The organism is Nocardia transvalensis NBRC 15921 (assembly GCF_000308875.1).
Lineage (GTDB): Bacteria > Actinomycetota > Actinomycetes > Mycobacteriales > Mycobacteriaceae > Nocardia > Nocardia transvalensis.
In genome coordinates, this window is record NZ_BAGL01000123.1 from 18669 (window position 1) to 34093 (window position 15425).

Sequence of the window (15425 nt, forward strand, 5' to 3'; positions counted from 1 at the left end):
TTCGTGCGCTGGTCGGCGGTGAGCCGCCGGCGGTGGTGGGCCGTTTGGTCCGCGGTGGTTTTCGTCGTTCTGTTCGTCGTGCCGATCGCCGTCGGGGCGGTGGCCACCGCGCAAACCGGCAGCGGTACCGGCGCCGCCACCGACACAACGGCGGGCGGCAACGCCGGGCTCAGCTGGATGAATGTTCGTGATTCCTCCGGGGTTCAGGTCTCGAATTACTTTCTTGTGCTCGATTACGGCAGTCTGTTCCGGCCGGGCACCACTGCCATCTCGCTCGTGCTCAATCTGGAGTTCGCCGGTTGGACCGTGATCGTGACGACGGCCATCTGGTTGATCGGCTGGGCACTGAGCTTCAAATGGCTCAACGTCGTCGCCGCGCCGCTGCGTGGTACCGCCGAGGCCCTGACCGGACAGATCGCGACTCCGCTGATGCTGGTGGCCGCGGCGACCATCGGCGCGTTCTTCGTCGCCTATTTCGTCGTTCGTGGGTTCTACACGAGGGCGACCATGCAGGTGGTCACCATGCTGCTGGTGGCCATCATCGGCACCCTGTTCCTGGCGGAACCGCTGGGAGAGGTCCTCGGCCCCGAGGGGTGGCTGGCGCAGGGCCGCAATGTGGGACTCTCGGTGGCGGCGGGGCTCAACGGGAAGTCGGATACCGATCCGACGATGCTGGTGGAGACGATGCAGACCGGTCTGGCCGACAACTACGCTCGAAAACCGTTGCAGATCTGGAATTTCGGTCACGCCGTGGACGGCAACCCGACGTGCCGCTCGATGTGGTCGGCGGGCATCAACTCCGGTAACGAAGATCGGCTCCGGAACGGGATGAAAGCCTGCGGTGACGGTGCGGCGTACGAAGCGGCCGGTCATGCCACCGCGGGGCAGATCGGCGCCGGGCTCATGCTGCTGATCTCCGGTGTGGTCGTGTTGATATTCGCCCTCTACATGGGGCTCAGGATCATCACGGCCGGATTCCAGGCGGTCTACCACGGCTTCATGGCGATCTTCGGATTCGCCGCGGGCGGTTTCATCTACGGGCCGACGCAGACCTTTTTGATCCGTAATGTCGTCGACGCATTCATAGCCGCGGGGCGAATGACGATATTTACGGTGTTCCTGGGAGTTTATCAGCTTTTCATGAGCGATCTGTTTCAGCAGTTCGGAGGTTAGCCATGGAAATACTTTTCCTCGCGACCATTGTGAACATAGTCGTCATCGTCCTGATCTCGAAACTGAGCAATTCCCTCGACGATGGAAGTGACAATATCGCGAATCGGATCGCGCTCGCGTCACAGGGCACGGGAGGTGGCGGTGGCGGTGGTGGTGGCGGCCACGCGCTGGGTATGGGCCAGATCGGCGCCAACCGCGGTATGTCGCCCCTGTCGGTCTTCGCCGACGCCAGCACCATCGCCGGCTCGCCGCTGACGGAATGGGCGATGCTGGGCATCCCGGGATCGTTCCACCCGCAGGCGAAGCTGAAGCGGGATCTGCAGCGGATGCAGGCCCAGCCGTGGCTGAACGAGCCGAGAATGCCCACGATTCAACACTCACAAGGCCTCAAATGGGCGCAGATCGGTCGCAACTACGCGCGGGACGCGAACAACTACGGCGGCATAGATACCGTCCGTGGCGCGGCGGCAGGCGTCACGGGCACGCTCGACGCGGGCGGATTCATCAGTGACGTGGTCGGTGCCCATCGCATGGCGGGCGGTCGCAACGAAAAGCAGGCGGCGATCGCCGGCCGGTCGTTCGAGATCGTCCAGAAGATGGCGAAGAACCAGCCGTTCAAGGACGACGACCTATCATTTATCGCGGCGGCCGTAGGGCGTGCGCACGATCAGACTATTTCGTTTCTCAACAGAGACACTTTTCAAGGCGGATACGGTGGCATCGATGAGGACGAGCTGGCGGCCGACTACGCGACGATGCGTCAGGGTGCTCGTCTTTTTCGCAGATTCCGACCCGGCGGAATTCCGCTCGATGGCGGTACGGGGCACGGCGCGCAAACCGATTTCGTGACGAGATATATGGATCGCAGCGTGAGCGATCAGGAAAAAGATCGTATGATCCATGTTTTGAACCACATGGCTAATGGTGGTAGTGCGGGCGGGCTCGAAGTCGAAGGTGATGCGCGAGAGACGGCTCGACGACGGGCGTTGTACGGTCGAATGCGAATCAATAATATCGGTGCCGACGAGGCGAGCGATATGCGTCTGTGGATCAGGAACGAGCACGCCAAGCAGATGCTGGAAAAAATCGACGGCCGCAATGGATTCTTGAGAGACGTCTCCGATGAACACCGACTGCTGGCGGTGCGTGAAGAGCTCAACGAGAGCATCAAGACACAGAACCGGTTCGAAGGAGAAGAAGGCGCTTCGGCACCTCGTATGTCGGTGACCTTGCAGGACGTCCATCATCCGAATTGGGCTACCGGTCTCGGCGACATCCAAAGAATGCTCGACGCCTAGCGCGAGTGGACCGTAGGTCCGTGAACCAGAGAGAATGCGATGCTCAACCGTCTGACCACAATATCGCTGCTGATAGCATTGATACCTTTCTGGGGCTGGGCCGGTGTCGCGGTGTTCGCGGTCATTATTCTCCTCCTGACGATGGTGGTCATGATCACCGGCAGCACGACCTCGGCGCTGTCGTCGGATTTTCACTACCAGTGCGACAGCGCGATCGGCCCGGACGCGTCGATCGTCGGCACCGCGAATCCGGGAACGGAGGCCGGCGGTGACGAAGCGCGGTACTCGTCGACCGAGACGCCATCGGCAGCCCCCACCACCAACCCGTACGCCAGCCTGACCGTCGCTCCGGAGGATCGCAACGTCTCCGACTGGCAGCGCAGCTGTCTGACGGCCATGCGGCAGGCTCCCTACCAGTTGCCGCCGTTGCGGACGGCCAACGTGGGTGGTGTCGCTCAGTGCGCCGGTCAGCTCGCGCTGAGTAAGGGACAGAGCGGAGGTGGTGCCTCGGCCGGCAGCGACGACTCGGCGGCACTGGCGAGGGACGTGATCGCGGAGGCATCGCTGGCCGCGCTGACCGGGCGCTGCGGGGGGTCGGGTTCGTCCGCTGCCGAGCCCGTGCCGGCACCGGCCGCCACCGATCAGGCGACCGAGTCGTGTGCCCGGATAACCCGCGACGCGGGCGCGGCGCCGACCACGGTGACGCTTCCCGGCACCGTCGCGGCGCAGGCCGCCTGCGGGCAGCGGGTCGCGAAATCCGCGATGTCCGCGGGTGATCTGGTGTTCTGGGACTTCCGGAACAACGCCCCCACCCGGGTCGGCGTCGCGGTGGGCGGCACCCAGCTGGTCACGGTCGATCCGTCGACCGGCCGCGTCGTGGAACTGGCCGTGCCGGGTGACGCGGACGTGCGGGTGAAGCGAGTGTTGCGGGGCGACTCGTGACCGGCATTCCGGGAACCGGGCGAAGACGGCGACCCGGCAGAGCGTTCGCGAGGCGGTAATGGCAGGCGAGAGCGAGGGGCGGGAGGCCGGAGTCGACGGCGTCCGGGGACCTCGCTCGGATATCGCGGTCGCCGAACCGCGCGATGCCCCGGCATCGTCCCGGTCGCGTGCTCGCCCGCGTGCGTCAGCGGCCCCGGGGACGGCCACGCCCGCGACGTCCTCGACCGCCTCGAGCCCGCCGCGGACCGGCGAATCCCGGGCTCCGGCAGCTGCCACCCCATCGCCCACGCAGGCGGGCGGGGATGCCTCGGCGGTGGCCGCGACGATTCCGATGGCCGCCGTCGCGATGGGCGCGCTCGCCGCCATGGCCGCCGGTTACGGGTCCGGCATTCCGGGTGAATCCGGGCAACCCTATGCGCCGCCGGTATTGCCCTCCGACGCTCCCACCGGGCCGGTCGCGTGGGACGGCGCAATGAGCGCGGGATACGGGGCCGGCAACCAGGAAAGAGCCGGAAAAGGCAGCGCGATGGGCCACCTCGACGAGGAACTGGGCCGGTTGCTCGGCGCCGCCGCGGACGATACGACCGCCGGGCGGGCGGCCGTCGCTGCCGTTATCGCGGAGACGAACGCCGCGCTGACCGCACTCGGGCCGGTGGCGCACACCGCGGCGGGACAGCGTCAGGTCATGCAGACGCTCGGCGCCGCGTTACAGCGCGCCGGATCGGTGCTCGGAACGGGCCGGGCCGCATCCGCTGTCACCGCCGAACAGGTGTCAGCGCTGGCCGACCGGTACGTGTCGGAGTCTTCGGGGCCTCGCGGACAGCCGGGCGTCCACGGTGCGGGCAGCGGCGGGGGTCCGCCATCGGCTCTGCCGCCGGGCAACACGGGCCGATGGATCGGTGAGGCACTGCAGATCCTGCGGCAGCAGGGCTATGACACGGATCAGATCGATCCGTCGGCCATCGCCGCGATCATTCAGCACGAATCCAGCGGAAATCCGCACGCGATCAACAACTGGGACAGCAATGCCGCCGCGGGGACACCGTCGAAGGGCCTCATGCAGACCATCGACCCGACCTTCAACGCCTATGCGCTGCCCGGCCATCGCGATATCTGGAATCCGGTGGACAACATCATCGCCGGGGTGCGATATGCCATCGATCGGTACGGATCGGTCGGCAATGTGCCGGGGGTGGCGCAGATGCGGGCCGGCGGTTCGTACGTCGGTTACTGAGATCCGGTCCAGCGGCTCGCGTAATAGCTACTCGGCAGCGAGGTCACCTTCACGCTGGAGCCCGGACGAGGAGCCTCGACACACTTTCCGTTTCCGACGTACATCATGACGTGGCCAGGATTCCCGCCGTTGTACTGCGCGGCCGGAAAAATCAGGTCACCCGGCTGGATATCGCCCGGGCGAACCTTGGGGAGCTGGCGGTACTGATCCTTGGCGACGCGAGGGATATTGACCCCGGCGGCCTTCGCTGAGTACTGCATGAGGCCGGAACAATCGAAGGAATTCGGGCCCTCGGCTCCCCAGACGTAAGGGTCGCCGACCTGGGCGAGGGCCACGGCAACCGCTCGCTGCGCCGCCGGCGACCCGCCCGATGCGGTAGGGGCTGCGGCAGTGTAGTTCCGGCCGGCCAGGTTGTAGATGTATTGCTTGGTCAGCTCGTTGATCTCTTTGGCGGTCTGCGACGCGGTGACATTGTCGGCGGAGACGATCTTCTCCGCTTTCTGGACCGCGGCGGTGAGGATCTGGTGCACACGCTGCTGCCCGGCCTTGGTGTAGGCGGCGGGGCCCAGCTCCGCCAGGGCGACGTCCACCTCGCGCAGCAGCTGGTTGACGGCCTTCTTGTTCATCTTGTTGTTTCCGGCGATGCTGCGCATGTAGCGCACGAGCTGGTTGTCGAGATTGTTGAAGGCCTTCGCCACGGTGCGCTGATACAGCCGCTTGAACTTCACGGCCTTCGCGGTCGATCCGGAACCACCCGTGGATCCCGAGGTTTCGGGCAGTCCGCCGTTTTCCGGACTGGTGGGATTATCGACCCCGTAGACCGACTGAAGCTTCTTGAGCACGTTGATCGCGTTTTCCGCCTCCGGCGTCAGCGCTGTCGCCGTACCGCTGGTTGGGGTTGTGGCGGGCGCCGCCGATCCGCCGCCACCGCCGCCGCCGAGACCTGAGAGCGCCGAGGCGAGCATCGGCAGCATGGTCACGGCCATCGCACCGGCGGACAGGGCGGCCGGTGCCAGCGCGGCGACGGTGTCGAGATCCACCCCGGGTCCGGGAGGGGGGCCGTCGCCCCAGGCGGGGGGCATGGGCAGCTGCGTAGTCGAGCCCTGCGGCCCTGCCGTCCCCGAAGGGACCGCGTCGGGAGCGATGGTCGGCGGGGCGCCGACCGCGGTCGCCCCGTTAGGCGGAGGTGCCCCATTTGCCGAGGGAGCCGCCGTATTCGTCCCGGACCCCGTCGTATCCGAGCCGTTCTGGCCCGGCTGGCTTTGCGGTTTCGCGGAACGATTCGGATCGGTGGCGACGGGCGGGCTCGGTGCGGGCGTGCCTTCGGGGCGGGAGCGTTGGGGCGCCGGCCTGTCCGTCCACGGTGTCGCGGTTCCGGAATCGTTCCCTTCGACTTCGGCGTCGGGATCTTCCGGTGTGGTATCGGGCGCGATGTCCGCGGGGGTGTTCATCGGTTACCACCTCGAGTGTTCGTTCCACCGGTCGAGCGTGCGCCGAGAGAGCCGTGTTTACCGGCGGCGAGATGCTCGCGGTGTCGCTCGGGCGGGTAGGAGGGGCTCATCGCGGTCGGCTGCTCCATCGACTCCGGTGTATGGAAGGTGATGGTGGTCATGGCATTACGGGCACGATCGTGTCGGTGGCCCGAGGTTCATTTTGGCCGGGACCGTCCGGCCACCGGTCCCCACCATTGGGAATCCTCGACAATGAAGGGGTCTCATAGGAGCGCTCGAGTGGCACGCCGACGCGGGCATGTCTCGAGCTGGATTCTGCTGGATAGCGGAGCGGTGATCGTATGTGGGGTTGGCTCAAATCCGGACTGGACTTCGACATCGTCGGTGGTCTCCGGGTCAAGGATGTCCTGGTCGGCGCGGCGGCTGTCGGCATCACGGCGGCAACCGGCGGTGTGGGTGGGTTGGTGCTCGCCGGCGCCGGCGCCGGGCTTCTCGGCGGCGGGATCGAAGCCCTCGAAGGTAAGAGTGCCCACGAAGCGATACAGACCGGACTCATGGACGGAGTGTTCAGCATGGTGGGGGGCGGGGTGGCCGGCAGGCTCGCGGGGCGTGGCGCGCTCGGTTTCCTCGGCAACAACTTCGGCAGAGCAGCGACCAATTCGACCCTTGGCCAAGCCATCGGCCGAGGTGTCGGCGGCGCGCTCGGCAACGCATTTCAAAATCGTGACGGGTCGGCGGATTCACCGGCAGTGCAGGAACTACCGGTGAAGCCGATAGGCCCGGGCGCGACGGCGGCTGCGTGACGGAACTCGACTCCGGACGGCGGACCTCGGTTCCCAATATTGGGAATCCTCGACAATAAGTGGGTCCCATGAGCGTTCCCGAGTGGCATGCCGCGCGCGTAGAACGCTTGACCGGAAGGGTGGATCGATGCAGGTAGGACGCGGGCTCCGGCGTCGCGATCGCGCGTGCCTATCCGGATCCGCGATGGTGTCGCGTGTGCCGCGGACCGGGACCTGCTGGATAGCGGAGCGGTGATCGTATGAGTTTTTCGAGTTTTATGAACTTCGACATCGTCGGCGGTCTCCGGGTCCAGGATGTCCTCGTCGGTGCGGCGGCTACGGCATTCACGGTCGGGACCGGTGGTCTCGGCGGGCTGGCGCTCGGCGCCGGCGCGGCTGCCCTGACCGGCGGGACGATCGAAGGTTTCAAGACCGGGAGTGTTCACGACGGGATACAGACCGGGCTTGTCGATGGGGCGCTCAGCCTGGTGGGTGGCGGGGTAGCCAATCGCTTTGCCGCGCGTGCCGGCACCCGTGCGCTCGCCGGCTTCCCCCGCGGTGCCACGCTGAACGCTCGGATGCTTACCAGGCAGAACCTCGTCCGCAGAGCCGGTGAGGGCCTCGGCGGAACATTGGCCAGTGCTTTTCAGAACCGTGACGGGTCGGGGAACCCGGCGGCGGTGGCGGAGCTGCCGGTGAAGCCGATCGGCCCCGGCTCGACGGCGGCGGCGTAAGGATCGTCTATGCCGACTGAGACGATGAGCGTCTTCCTGATGCCGGATATGCATCCGAAGGTAGGCCCTCCCTATCCGGATCAGTACAGGTTCAGTTCGACTGTCGAGAAGATTTACGAAGACTTTCCTGGTTCTTTCAAGCAGATGTTCGACAGCTGTGGCAAAGGGGATGTCAAACCTCCGGATAAAGCCCCGACCATATCGGATACGTACTCTCCGCCGTCCGGTTCGGATTCGAGCAATGTTTTCTCGAATTATTCCGCCGCGGCGGCGAGCATGCGTCAGGTATTCGCCAGCCTCGTGGAGCTGGATAAACAGATCGCTCCGAAGGCCAAGAAGTCCGCAGCCATCTCGGAGGCTGCGCGGAGTGGTATCAACTCGGTCATCGACAATAATATTCGGGCCAATGCGCCGGTGCCGGCGACGCAAGGCATGTCTCAGGACCAGTTCATCATGACTTACCTGAATCAGGCCGCGACCGAGGCGCACAAGAAATTGGATGCGGCGAAGGACGCTCAAAAAGGTGTGGCCGACGAGACCGACGGTACGACCAGTCAGATGCAGCAGATCTTGGACCGATTGAAGGCGCTCGAGAACAAGACCGGTACCGGCACCGGCTCGGGTTACGATCCGACCGGGCTGAACCCGACCAGTCCCAACGGCGCCGGCAACGATCCCGGCTACAGTCCCATCGATCTGGGCGCCGATGATTCCGGCCTGGACCCGTCCGGGACGAACGGATCGAACGGCAGCCTGGACCCGTCCAAGGGCCTCGACGGATCGAACGGTCTGGACGGATCGAACGGCGGCTCGGGCGGGCTCGATCCCAGCGCGGGCGTGACGACCCCGGCCGGAGCGTCGGGCGGCGGCATGGGCGACATGATGGGAATGATGCTGCCCATGCTGATGTCCCAGATGATGCAGCGGGGCATGCAGGACAAGGATCTCAACGATCGCCGGGATCGCCTCGAGGAGCCCGGTCTCGGCCAGCGTGGTATGCCCCAGCAGATCGCGGCGCAACCCGCGCAGCCGCCCGCGGCCGCATCCGCGACGCAGGCCGGGAACTCCACGTCGTCGAATGCGGCGACGGCGCCGCCGAAGAACGACGGTCCGCCGCCGGGCCAGCCGGCCGGCCGCGTCCCGGACGAGGACGGCAAGGTGCTCTACACCTTCCCCGACGGGCGCACCCAGCGGGTGTGGCCGGCTGTCGCGCAGGCCCTGGACGTCGCCTTCGGCAACCACGCCGGCACCGACGCCAAGAAGGCCTACGAGGGCACGCCGGCGAAGTGGACCGACGACAAGCAGATCGGTGCGCGGATCGATCCATACCAGCTGATCACCGGCGACGTCGCGACCTGGGAGGGCCGTACCGCCCTGGCCGTGGTGTGGAAGGCCGATGGTGGCGGCATGACCGATATGGCGGGTATGGACGGCTCCGGCGCGCTGGTCGGCGCGGGTGACTCCGGGTCGGGCTCGGCCGACTTCCTGACCGGCACGAGCGGTCCGGGCGGCCCCGGCGACGGTGGGAACGGCTCCGGCGGGCTGAACGGCCCCGCGGGACCCGGTCAGCTGAACGGCTCCGGCGGATCGGGCGGGCCGGGTGCCAGCGGTCCCGGCGGACCCAACGGCCCGGGCGGTTCGAGTAGCTCCGGTGGATCCAACGGCTCCGGTAGCGGTTCGAGTAGTTCCGACAGCTCTGCCGGTTCCGGTGGCGAAGGAACGCTGGAGGTCGTCATCGACGGCGAGCTGCGGCAGTTCTCGCCCCAGATGACCGGGAAGAACGGCGAATTCGGCGAGTTCACCGGCTTCGCCCATCCGAACGGAATCGAGGGACAGGGCTCCGCCGCCGGTCAGGGCGATCACGCGCAGGGCATGCCGGTGGCAGGCGATCCGGCGGCCGGGGCGGCCGTCGCCGCGCCGGCATGAGCCGAGGCGTCGAGTGTCCGAAGGTGAGAGGAGGTAGTCATGCCGATGAATGTCGATCCCGCGCAATTGGCCGCGGCGGCATCGAAACTCGCCGAAATCGCGCACGGAACAGGCGGCGCGCTGCCGACGTCGTGGGTGGCGCCCGCGGGTTCGGATCCGATCTCCGCGGGCTCGGTCCCGTATCTCAACCACAAGGCCGCCGCCGCGTTCAACGGAATGAGCGGCGTGCTCAACGACATTCACAAACTCGCCCACGAGATCGGCGCCTCCGCCTCGGATTACACCAAGGGTGACGACGAGGGTGCTCGTTCGGTGAACGGAGCCGGTGGCGAACTCATCGACAATCCCGTCGCTCCGCCGTCAGCGCCGGGTGAACGGATACCACCGACCTTCACCATGCCCGCGGCGGGAGCGGCCGGGGACCCGCTGATCCATGCGCAGCAACTGCGCGCGGGACCGGGGACGGGCCCGGCCAACGGCTTCTCCTCCGACGTCCGCAAATACCTCACGGGCTCGCATCCCAAGATGCTCGACGGACTCGACGAGGCCGTACAGGCGATTCAACATTGGACCCCGGTCGGCAGCGCCGCGGCCGGACACCTGCACCGCCATCGCAACCAGCTCGACGAATACCGCAACGACATGGAGAAGCTGGTCGACATGGTCGACACCTACTCCGGCGCCTTCGATACGGCGAAGGCCAAGCATCCGACGCCCGAGGAGATCATCGCGGCCCGGAAGGAGCTGCTGCGCAACATCCGCTCGAAGAACCAGCTGGGCATCCAGGCCGCGCTGGCGAAGTTCGAGGAGCAGAACGCCCGTTCGACCGAGGCGATGACCGGCTACTCCAGTACGGTCAACGGCAAGAACGCGACGAACGGGTCATCGTCCGGACAGCAGGGTTCCTCCTCCAGCGGCAGCGATCCCATGATGCAGATGCTGCCGAGCCTGATCAGTTCGATGATGAGCGGCGCGTCCGGTCTGGCCGAGTCCCAGGGTGCGGGCGAGGATTCCCTGGGGGGCTACGAAGACTACGGCTACGAGGACCTCGGCTCCCCGATCGGCAGCTTCGGCGGCGGAGGCGCGGGTGGCGGCGGCGGAATGTCGTCGGTCCCATCGATAAGCGACGTCTCCTCCGCCATGACCCCCACCTCCGGTGCCATATCGGGCGCCATGGCAGCGCCGGCGGCGGCGGCCGGCGGATCGGCGTCGGTATCGGAACCGTTGCGCGGCGCGGGCTCACCGGTCGGCGGAGCGGCCCGTGCCGCAGGCGCCGCCGGCTCGCCGATGATGCCTTATATGCCGATGTCACCGGGCATGGGCGGGGCGAACGGCGGCGGGGCCGGCGAACGCAACCGTGTGGTGGCCTGGCATCCCGACCGCCTGATGTACGTCGACGACACACCGCATACCGAGCAGGTGATCGGCGAGAAGCCCACGATCGCGCCGACGGTGACACCGCCGACACCCGGGCCCGCCGGACAGGACCAGACTCGAGCTGGAGGTTCCACATGAACGATATTCATCCCGATGTGCAGGCGGCCCTCGACGCCGCCCGCGACCTGCGTCATCGCATCGCCGACCTGCGTGAACGTATCGACGGGATCCGGGCTCGACGTCCGTCGCGGAGCGGGGCGATCATCCCCGAGGTCGACGCCATGGGGCGGCTCACCGACCTGTATTTCGCCCCGGGCACCGTGGACCGGTTCACCTGTGAGGAGCTGGCAGCCGAGATCATCGGCGCCATCCAGGACAGCACCGGCGACGCCGCGCGGCAGTACCGGATCCTCATGGACGCCGAGCCGTCGCCCGAGCAGGACGATGCGGCGGAGCAGGAGCCGGCTTCCTCCGGGGCGGGACGGTCAGCATGACCGAGGCCGTCCAGGTCACTGTCGCCGACACCATCCGGTGGCTGCACGAGGAGGGGCTCACCCGGCTGGTCGGTGTCGCCGGACGGACGGCACACCCGGTCTCCGCGTACACGGTCGACATCGCGACGGGAACGGTCACCGTCTATCCCGCGGCGGGCGGCGGCGTCGGCTCTGACGTCACGACCCTGGCCGCCGATGATCTCCCGCACCCGGCCAGTACGTCCAAACGACTCGTGATCGTCGGCGTGACCACGGCGGAATCGGTTCTGGTCGTGGATCTTTCGGCCTGCCTGGATATCGGGATCAACGCGAAGCGCCCGGAGGCGGCTGCTCGGTCGTGGGCACTGCAACTGCTGCTGAATCCCGAGATCACGATCGTTACCAACAGCGACGACCTGGCGCTAGGGGACAGTCCCCGTCTGCGGCAGAGCTTCATCCCGGGTGGCGGCGCCACGATCGTGAGCATCGACGACGAGCAGCCGCCGGTCACGACCGTCACCTTCAACCCGACCGTGGAGATGCCGGACCGGCTCGACGTGATGTCCGACGGAGCCGGCGAGGTGTACCTCGGAGCGCGTTTCTGGCGGCTGCGTCAGGTATTGACGATCGCTGACGCGCAGTGGCAGGTGCTCGCCGCGGAGGTGGCGCCCGACGACGATGCGGCGCAACAGGATTCGTTCGCCCCGCCCGGTCGGGCGTCGGTGAGCGCCCCCGATACTTCCTTCGACAGGAGCATCCGATGAGTGTCGACCCCGATTCCGCCGAATTCGACGACGACTCCGACGTCGCGCCCGCGCCACCCGACCGGCAGCACGCGATCTACGAGGTGTTCAACCCGGACAGCACCGCCGGGGTCGCCGTCAACGGCGATGGCGAGATCGTCGGTCTGCACATCACCGACGAGGCGCGCGAGAACGGTGACGCCTGGCTGTCGCGCGAGATCGTGCGGCTCGCCCGGCTCGCGCACGCCAAATCCCGGGTCGGCCTCCGGGAGGAGATGATTCGCAACGGCGTCCGGCCGTACACGATCGACGCGTTCGATCTGCCCACCGAAGCCTCCTACCGGGCCATGGAGAACGCCGAGTTCGGTCACTCCTCCTGAGCGTCACCGCACCAGAAAGGACTCGCGCCATGCTGGATATGGACGAGCCGGACGAAGTAGCCGCGACCGCAGGCACATTCAGCCGGGCCATCACATCGGTCACCAGTCACGTCGGGACGGTGGTCGGCGATCTGGTGCTGCCGCGGAGCCCGGCGTCCCCGCTGGACCGAGGTCTCGCCGCCGTGCACCGGGACAAGATCGCGCAACCTCTGAAGAGCGCGGTGCGCAAGCACTCGGGACGGGCGCCCGTCCCGCATCAGGCGGCCACCGAGGTTTCGACCGCACTGTCGACCGCCGACGTCGACGGCGGTAGGCAGGTGCGCGGGTCCGAGCCGGTCTGACCGCCGGATGCCCCCGGAGCAGGAGAGCCCGTACTGGGACGCGATCGTCGGAAACAACTGGCCGGTGATCTCCCCGGGCGATTGGCACGCACTGTCGACGACCGCGAGTGACGGCGCCGCCGCGATCGACCCGGAGGAGGCCGAGCGTGCCCGGCGCGCGTTCGACGATCGGGTCCGGGACAGCCGCGGCCTGCAACCGGTCAAGGACGAGATGCTCGTCCAGCGCGGCACTCCGCGGGCGTTCGTCGATGCGCTGGTCGCCGCGGCCGGCATCTACGACCGCATGTCCGGACTGGTTTATCGCACCCGAAACAAGATTCTCGACATCGTCGACGACGCCACCCGGCGGATCAGTCGCGGGGAGGCCGAGGACACCGACGGCGACGGTGACAACTCGGACGAGGAGCACGCCCGGATCGCGGGGATCGTCGCCGACGCCCGTCGTGCCGTCGAGGAGTGCACGGCGAAGGCGCTGCAGGAGATCGATCCGACCGTCGGGTACGACCCGATCATGCCTGACCATCCCGGCGGACCTGGGCCCGGACATCACGATGTGCCCGGTCATCCCGGGCATCATCCCGGTCGACCCGGCGCTCCGGGCCATCCGGGCGATCCGGCCGCACCGCCCGGCGGGCCGCCCGGCCGGCTGCCCTACGGCCCGTGGTCGAACAACCCCGATCTGCGGATGCCGATCGGGCTGGGCCCGGGCGGGCCCACGTGGCCGGAGGGGGAGACCCCCGGCTCGCCGGGACATCCGAACGAGCAGGGCCCCGTCGGTAGCCCGGTCGTGCCGGGCCCGCCCGGTACGGGTACGGCGCCGTCCTGGTCCGGTGGCGGCGGTGGCCCCGCCGGCGGGACGGCGGCAGGACACGATCCGGCATCGGACGACACCGGATCCGATCACGGTGCGGAGTCGTCCCACGATCTCGCCGGACCGGACGGTGCGGCCGGTGGCCGGTCGTCGGATACCGCGAGCGATGCGGGCGATACGAGCGAAGAGCATTCCGGCGCAACGGATTCCGATCCTCGTTCCGTGACGACCGGGTCGCCGGACACCGTTCCCGCGGCGACGATGGGTGCGGGGGCGCCGCTCGGCGCCCCGCTCGGAATCCTGCCGCCGGCGGTGACCGCGCCGGGCTCGGTATCGACGTCCGCATCGGCCGCGGGAGCGAATGCCGCGCAGCAGGGAGCGACGTCCCCCGGCGCCACGCCGGACCGCGCTCGAACCGTATCCGCTCCGAGCGCGTCGGCGCCGCCTGCGGCCGATGCGAGGACCGCCGGAGCCGGGCCGAGGATCACCGCGGGACCGCAGCCGTCCGGCGTCTCGGCCACGACGGGAAAGACGCCGCCGATGCGCCCGCACGGACCGGGCGGTCCCGGCTCCGAGGACCGCGACGACAAGGCCGTCGACGCCACCGCGAACGCCGCGGACGGCGACACCATGCGGGATGCGGTCGGCACCGCGATGCTCGCGGCCGCGGGTCCCGCGTTCGTAGTCGGCCAGCGGGTGAGCGGCGACCTCGTCTTGGCGCGGTCGCTGCTGAGCAGCCTGCTCGCCGCGACCGGAGATACGGCGGTGGGCGTCGCCTGGGCGGTGTCGCTGATGCGGCATTCCGGTGGGGTGAGTGCGTTCGTGACCTCCAACGAGGGCCGCGGGTGGCTGCCGGCCGGTGTCTTCCTGCCGCGCGAGTTGTCGACACCCTGGGTGTGGTCGGTCTCCGAACAGGCGCCCTGGGAGGGGATCGCCGACCCCGCCCGGATCCTGGTCGAATTCGCGGCGGCGTGGGGCGTCAAATCGGGGGCCGCGCTGTCCGCGCTGGCGTCCTCCGTACCGCTGGACTCGGCCATGATGCGGCAGATCGGCGACGTTCCGTCGGCGGGTTCCGTGGAAGCCGAGCCGACCATGGACTTCACGTCCTCGGCCGGTGGACGGGAAGACCGTCTGGGACTGGTGGGGGCGCCGCGGTTGCTGGACCAGGTCGCCAAGGTGCGGCCGGAACGGATCCGCGGGCGCTGTCTGGAACTGGCCGTCGATGCCCACATGCGGCTCGGGAAACTGGATACCGGCGGCGCCCGGGGGCTGGGGGCGCCGGAGCTGCGGCAGCGGATCCTGGCGGCGCTGCAGCGCGCGCGAGCGGTGCCCGACGAGTGGTGGGCGGAACTGCGCGATGCCGACGATCTACTGGCCGCGACGGCACTGTCGCTGCGAGCCGACGTATCACGAATCACAGTGGGGCAGTTGCGGTCCGACGACTCCGACTATCATTCCGTGACGGGCACCGCGGCGGTGCGGTCGCTGGCCTTCGAGCGGCGGTGTGACGAACTGGTCCTGCTGCTGGCGGCCGAGCCGACCCGTCAGACCCTGCGTGACACGGTGTTCGCGCACGGGCAGATCATCGACCATCCGTTGTTCGGGGGCATGGCGGCGGCCGCCGCGGCGGCGACGAATGCCGCTCCACGGCGGCAATCCGCCGTCAGTGCCCGGCAGGACCCGCGCAGGTAGGGGCGCACAGGTCTTGCCAGTGGCGGGAAGGCCTGACAATGAGCACGTCAGCGGTGGGAAAGGATCTG

General features: G+C 68.0%; 14 protein-coding genes. 13 read left to right on the top strand and 1 reads right to left on the bottom strand.

The window, feature by feature from the left end; all coding sequences use genetic code 11:
- The first annotated feature begins 3 nt into the window (after nt 1-3).
- The 4 genes from ON41_RS32925 to ON41_RS32940 all read left to right on the top strand — a co-directional run bounded on the left by ON41_RS32925 (nt 4) and on the right by ON41_RS32940 (nt 4647).
- On the top strand, nt 4-1173 hold the full coding sequence (locus tag ON41_RS32925) for a hypothetical protein (RefSeq protein WP_169336533.1): 1170 nt from the start codon (nt 4-6) through the stop codon (nt 1171-1173).
- A 2-nt stretch (nt 1174-1175) separates the two neighbouring features.
- The gene (locus ON41_RS32930; protein WP_040752178.1) at nt 1176-2471 is read left to right on the top strand and encodes a hypothetical protein; all 1296 of its coding nucleotides are present in this window, start codon (nt 1176-1178) and stop codon (nt 2469-2471) included.
- 39 nt (nt 2472-2510) lie between these two features.
- A complete protein-coding gene (locus ON41_RS32935) occupies nt 2511-3413 on the top strand; it encodes an NlpC/P60 family protein (protein WP_040752179.1) in 903 nt (300 codons plus the stop codon).
- Nucleotides 3414-3726: 313 nt separating this feature from the next.
- A complete protein-coding gene (locus ON41_RS32940; RefSeq protein WP_040752180.1) occupies nt 3727-4647 on the top strand; it encodes a transglycosylase SLT domain-containing protein in 921 nt (306 codons plus the stop codon).
- Here the strand turns inward: ON41_RS32940 and ON41_RS39485 are convergent.
- Nucleotides 4641-5687, bottom strand: a complete 1047-nt coding sequence (locus tag ON41_RS39485; RefSeq protein ID WP_051163037.1) for a C40 family peptidase — start codon at nt 5685-5687, stop codon at nt 4641-4643. The genes ON41_RS32940 and ON41_RS39485 overlap by 7 nt on opposite strands.
- Before the next feature lie 752 nt (nt 5688-6439).
- Between ON41_RS39485 and ON41_RS32950 the strand changes: the two genes are divergently transcribed.
- The 9 genes from ON41_RS32950 (at nt 6440) to ON41_RS32990 (ending at nt 15357) form a co-directional block, all read left to right on the top strand.
- Nucleotides 6440-6901 (top strand): hypothetical protein, encoded by a 462-nt coding sequence (locus ON41_RS32950; protein ID WP_040752182.1) that lies wholly within the window; start codon nt 6440-6442, stop codon nt 6899-6901.
- A gap of 239 nt (nt 6902-7140) precedes the next feature.
- Complete coding sequence (locus tag ON41_RS32955; RefSeq protein WP_157185716.1) at nt 7141-7614, top strand: hypothetical protein; 474 nt, start codon at nt 7141-7143, stop codon at nt 7612-7614.
- Between the two features lie 24 nt (nt 7615-7638).
- Nucleotides 7639-9540, top strand: coding sequence for a hypothetical protein (locus tag ON41_RS32960; protein WP_184782342.1), 1902 nt, complete (start codon nt 7639-7641; stop codon nt 9538-9540).
- Nucleotides 9541-9579: 39 nt separating this feature from the next.
- Entirely contained in the window at nt 9580-11055 is a 1476-nt protein-coding gene (locus tag ON41_RS32965) for a PE family protein (RefSeq protein WP_040752186.1), read from the top strand.
- Entirely contained in the window at nt 11052-11411 is a 360-nt protein-coding gene (locus ON41_RS32970; RefSeq protein WP_051163039.1) for a hypothetical protein, read from the top strand. Before ON41_RS32965 ends, ON41_RS32970 begins: the two co-directional genes overlap by 4 nt.
- Nucleotides 11408-12154 carry a hypothetical protein gene (locus ON41_RS32975; RefSeq protein WP_040752188.1) on the top strand — a complete coding sequence of 249 codons (747 nt, stop codon included), beginning with the start codon at nt 11408-11410 and terminating at the stop codon, nt 12152-12154. Before ON41_RS32970 ends, ON41_RS32975 begins: the two co-directional genes overlap by 4 nt.
- Nucleotides 12151-12513, top strand: a complete 363-nt coding sequence (locus ON41_RS32980; RefSeq protein WP_040752189.1) for a YbaB/EbfC family nucleoid-associated protein — start codon at nt 12151-12153, stop codon at nt 12511-12513. The genes ON41_RS32975 and ON41_RS32980 overlap by 4 nt, the downstream gene beginning before the upstream one ends.
- Before the next feature lie 29 nt (nt 12514-12542).
- The gene (locus ON41_RS32985) at nt 12543-12854 is read left to right on the top strand and encodes a hypothetical protein (RefSeq protein WP_040752190.1); all 312 of its coding nucleotides are present in this window, start codon (nt 12543-12545) and stop codon (nt 12852-12854) included.
- Between the two features lie 7 nt (nt 12855-12861).
- Nucleotides 12862-15357, top strand: a complete 2496-nt coding sequence (locus ON41_RS32990; RefSeq protein ID WP_040752192.1) for a hypothetical protein — start codon at nt 12862-12864, stop codon at nt 15355-15357.
- The last annotated feature ends 68 nt before the right edge of the window (nt 15358-15425 follow it).

Coding starts and splice junctions, on each gene's coding strand:
- ON41_RS32930 (WP_040752178.1), top strand. CDS start 1,176: ATGGAAATACTTTTCCTCGCGACCATTGTGAACATAGTCGTCATCGTC.
- ON41_RS32935 (WP_040752179.1), top strand. CDS start 2,511: ATGCTCAACCGTCTGACCACAATATCGCTGCTGATAGCATTGATACCT.
- ON41_RS32950 (WP_040752182.1), top strand. CDS start 6,440: ATGTGGGGTTGGCTCAAATCCGGACTGGACTTCGACATCGTCGGTGGT.
- ON41_RS32955 (WP_157185716.1), top strand. CDS start 7,141: ATGAGTTTTTCGAGTTTTATGAACTTCGACATCGTCGGCGGTCTCCGG.
- ON41_RS32960 (WP_184782342.1), top strand. CDS start 7,639: ATGAGCGTCTTCCTGATGCCGGATATGCATCCGAAGGTAGGCCCTCCC.
- ON41_RS32965 (WP_040752186.1), top strand. CDS start 9,580: ATGCCGATGAATGTCGATCCCGCGCAATTGGCCGCGGCGGCATCGAAA.
- ON41_RS32970 (WP_051163039.1), top strand. CDS start 11,052: ATGAACGATATTCATCCCGATGTGCAGGCGGCCCTCGACGCCGCCCGC.
- ON41_RS32975 (WP_040752188.1), top strand. CDS start 11,408: ATGACCGAGGCCGTCCAGGTCACTGTCGCCGACACCATCCGGTGGCTG.
- ON41_RS32980 (WP_040752189.1), top strand. CDS start 12,151: ATGAGTGTCGACCCCGATTCCGCCGAATTCGACGACGACTCCGACGTC.
- ON41_RS32985 (WP_040752190.1), top strand. CDS start 12,543: ATGCTGGATATGGACGAGCCGGACGAAGTAGCCGCGACCGCAGGCACA.
- ON41_RS32990 (WP_040752192.1), top strand. CDS start 12,862: ATGCCCCCGGAGCAGGAGAGCCCGTACTGGGACGCGATCGTCGGAAAC.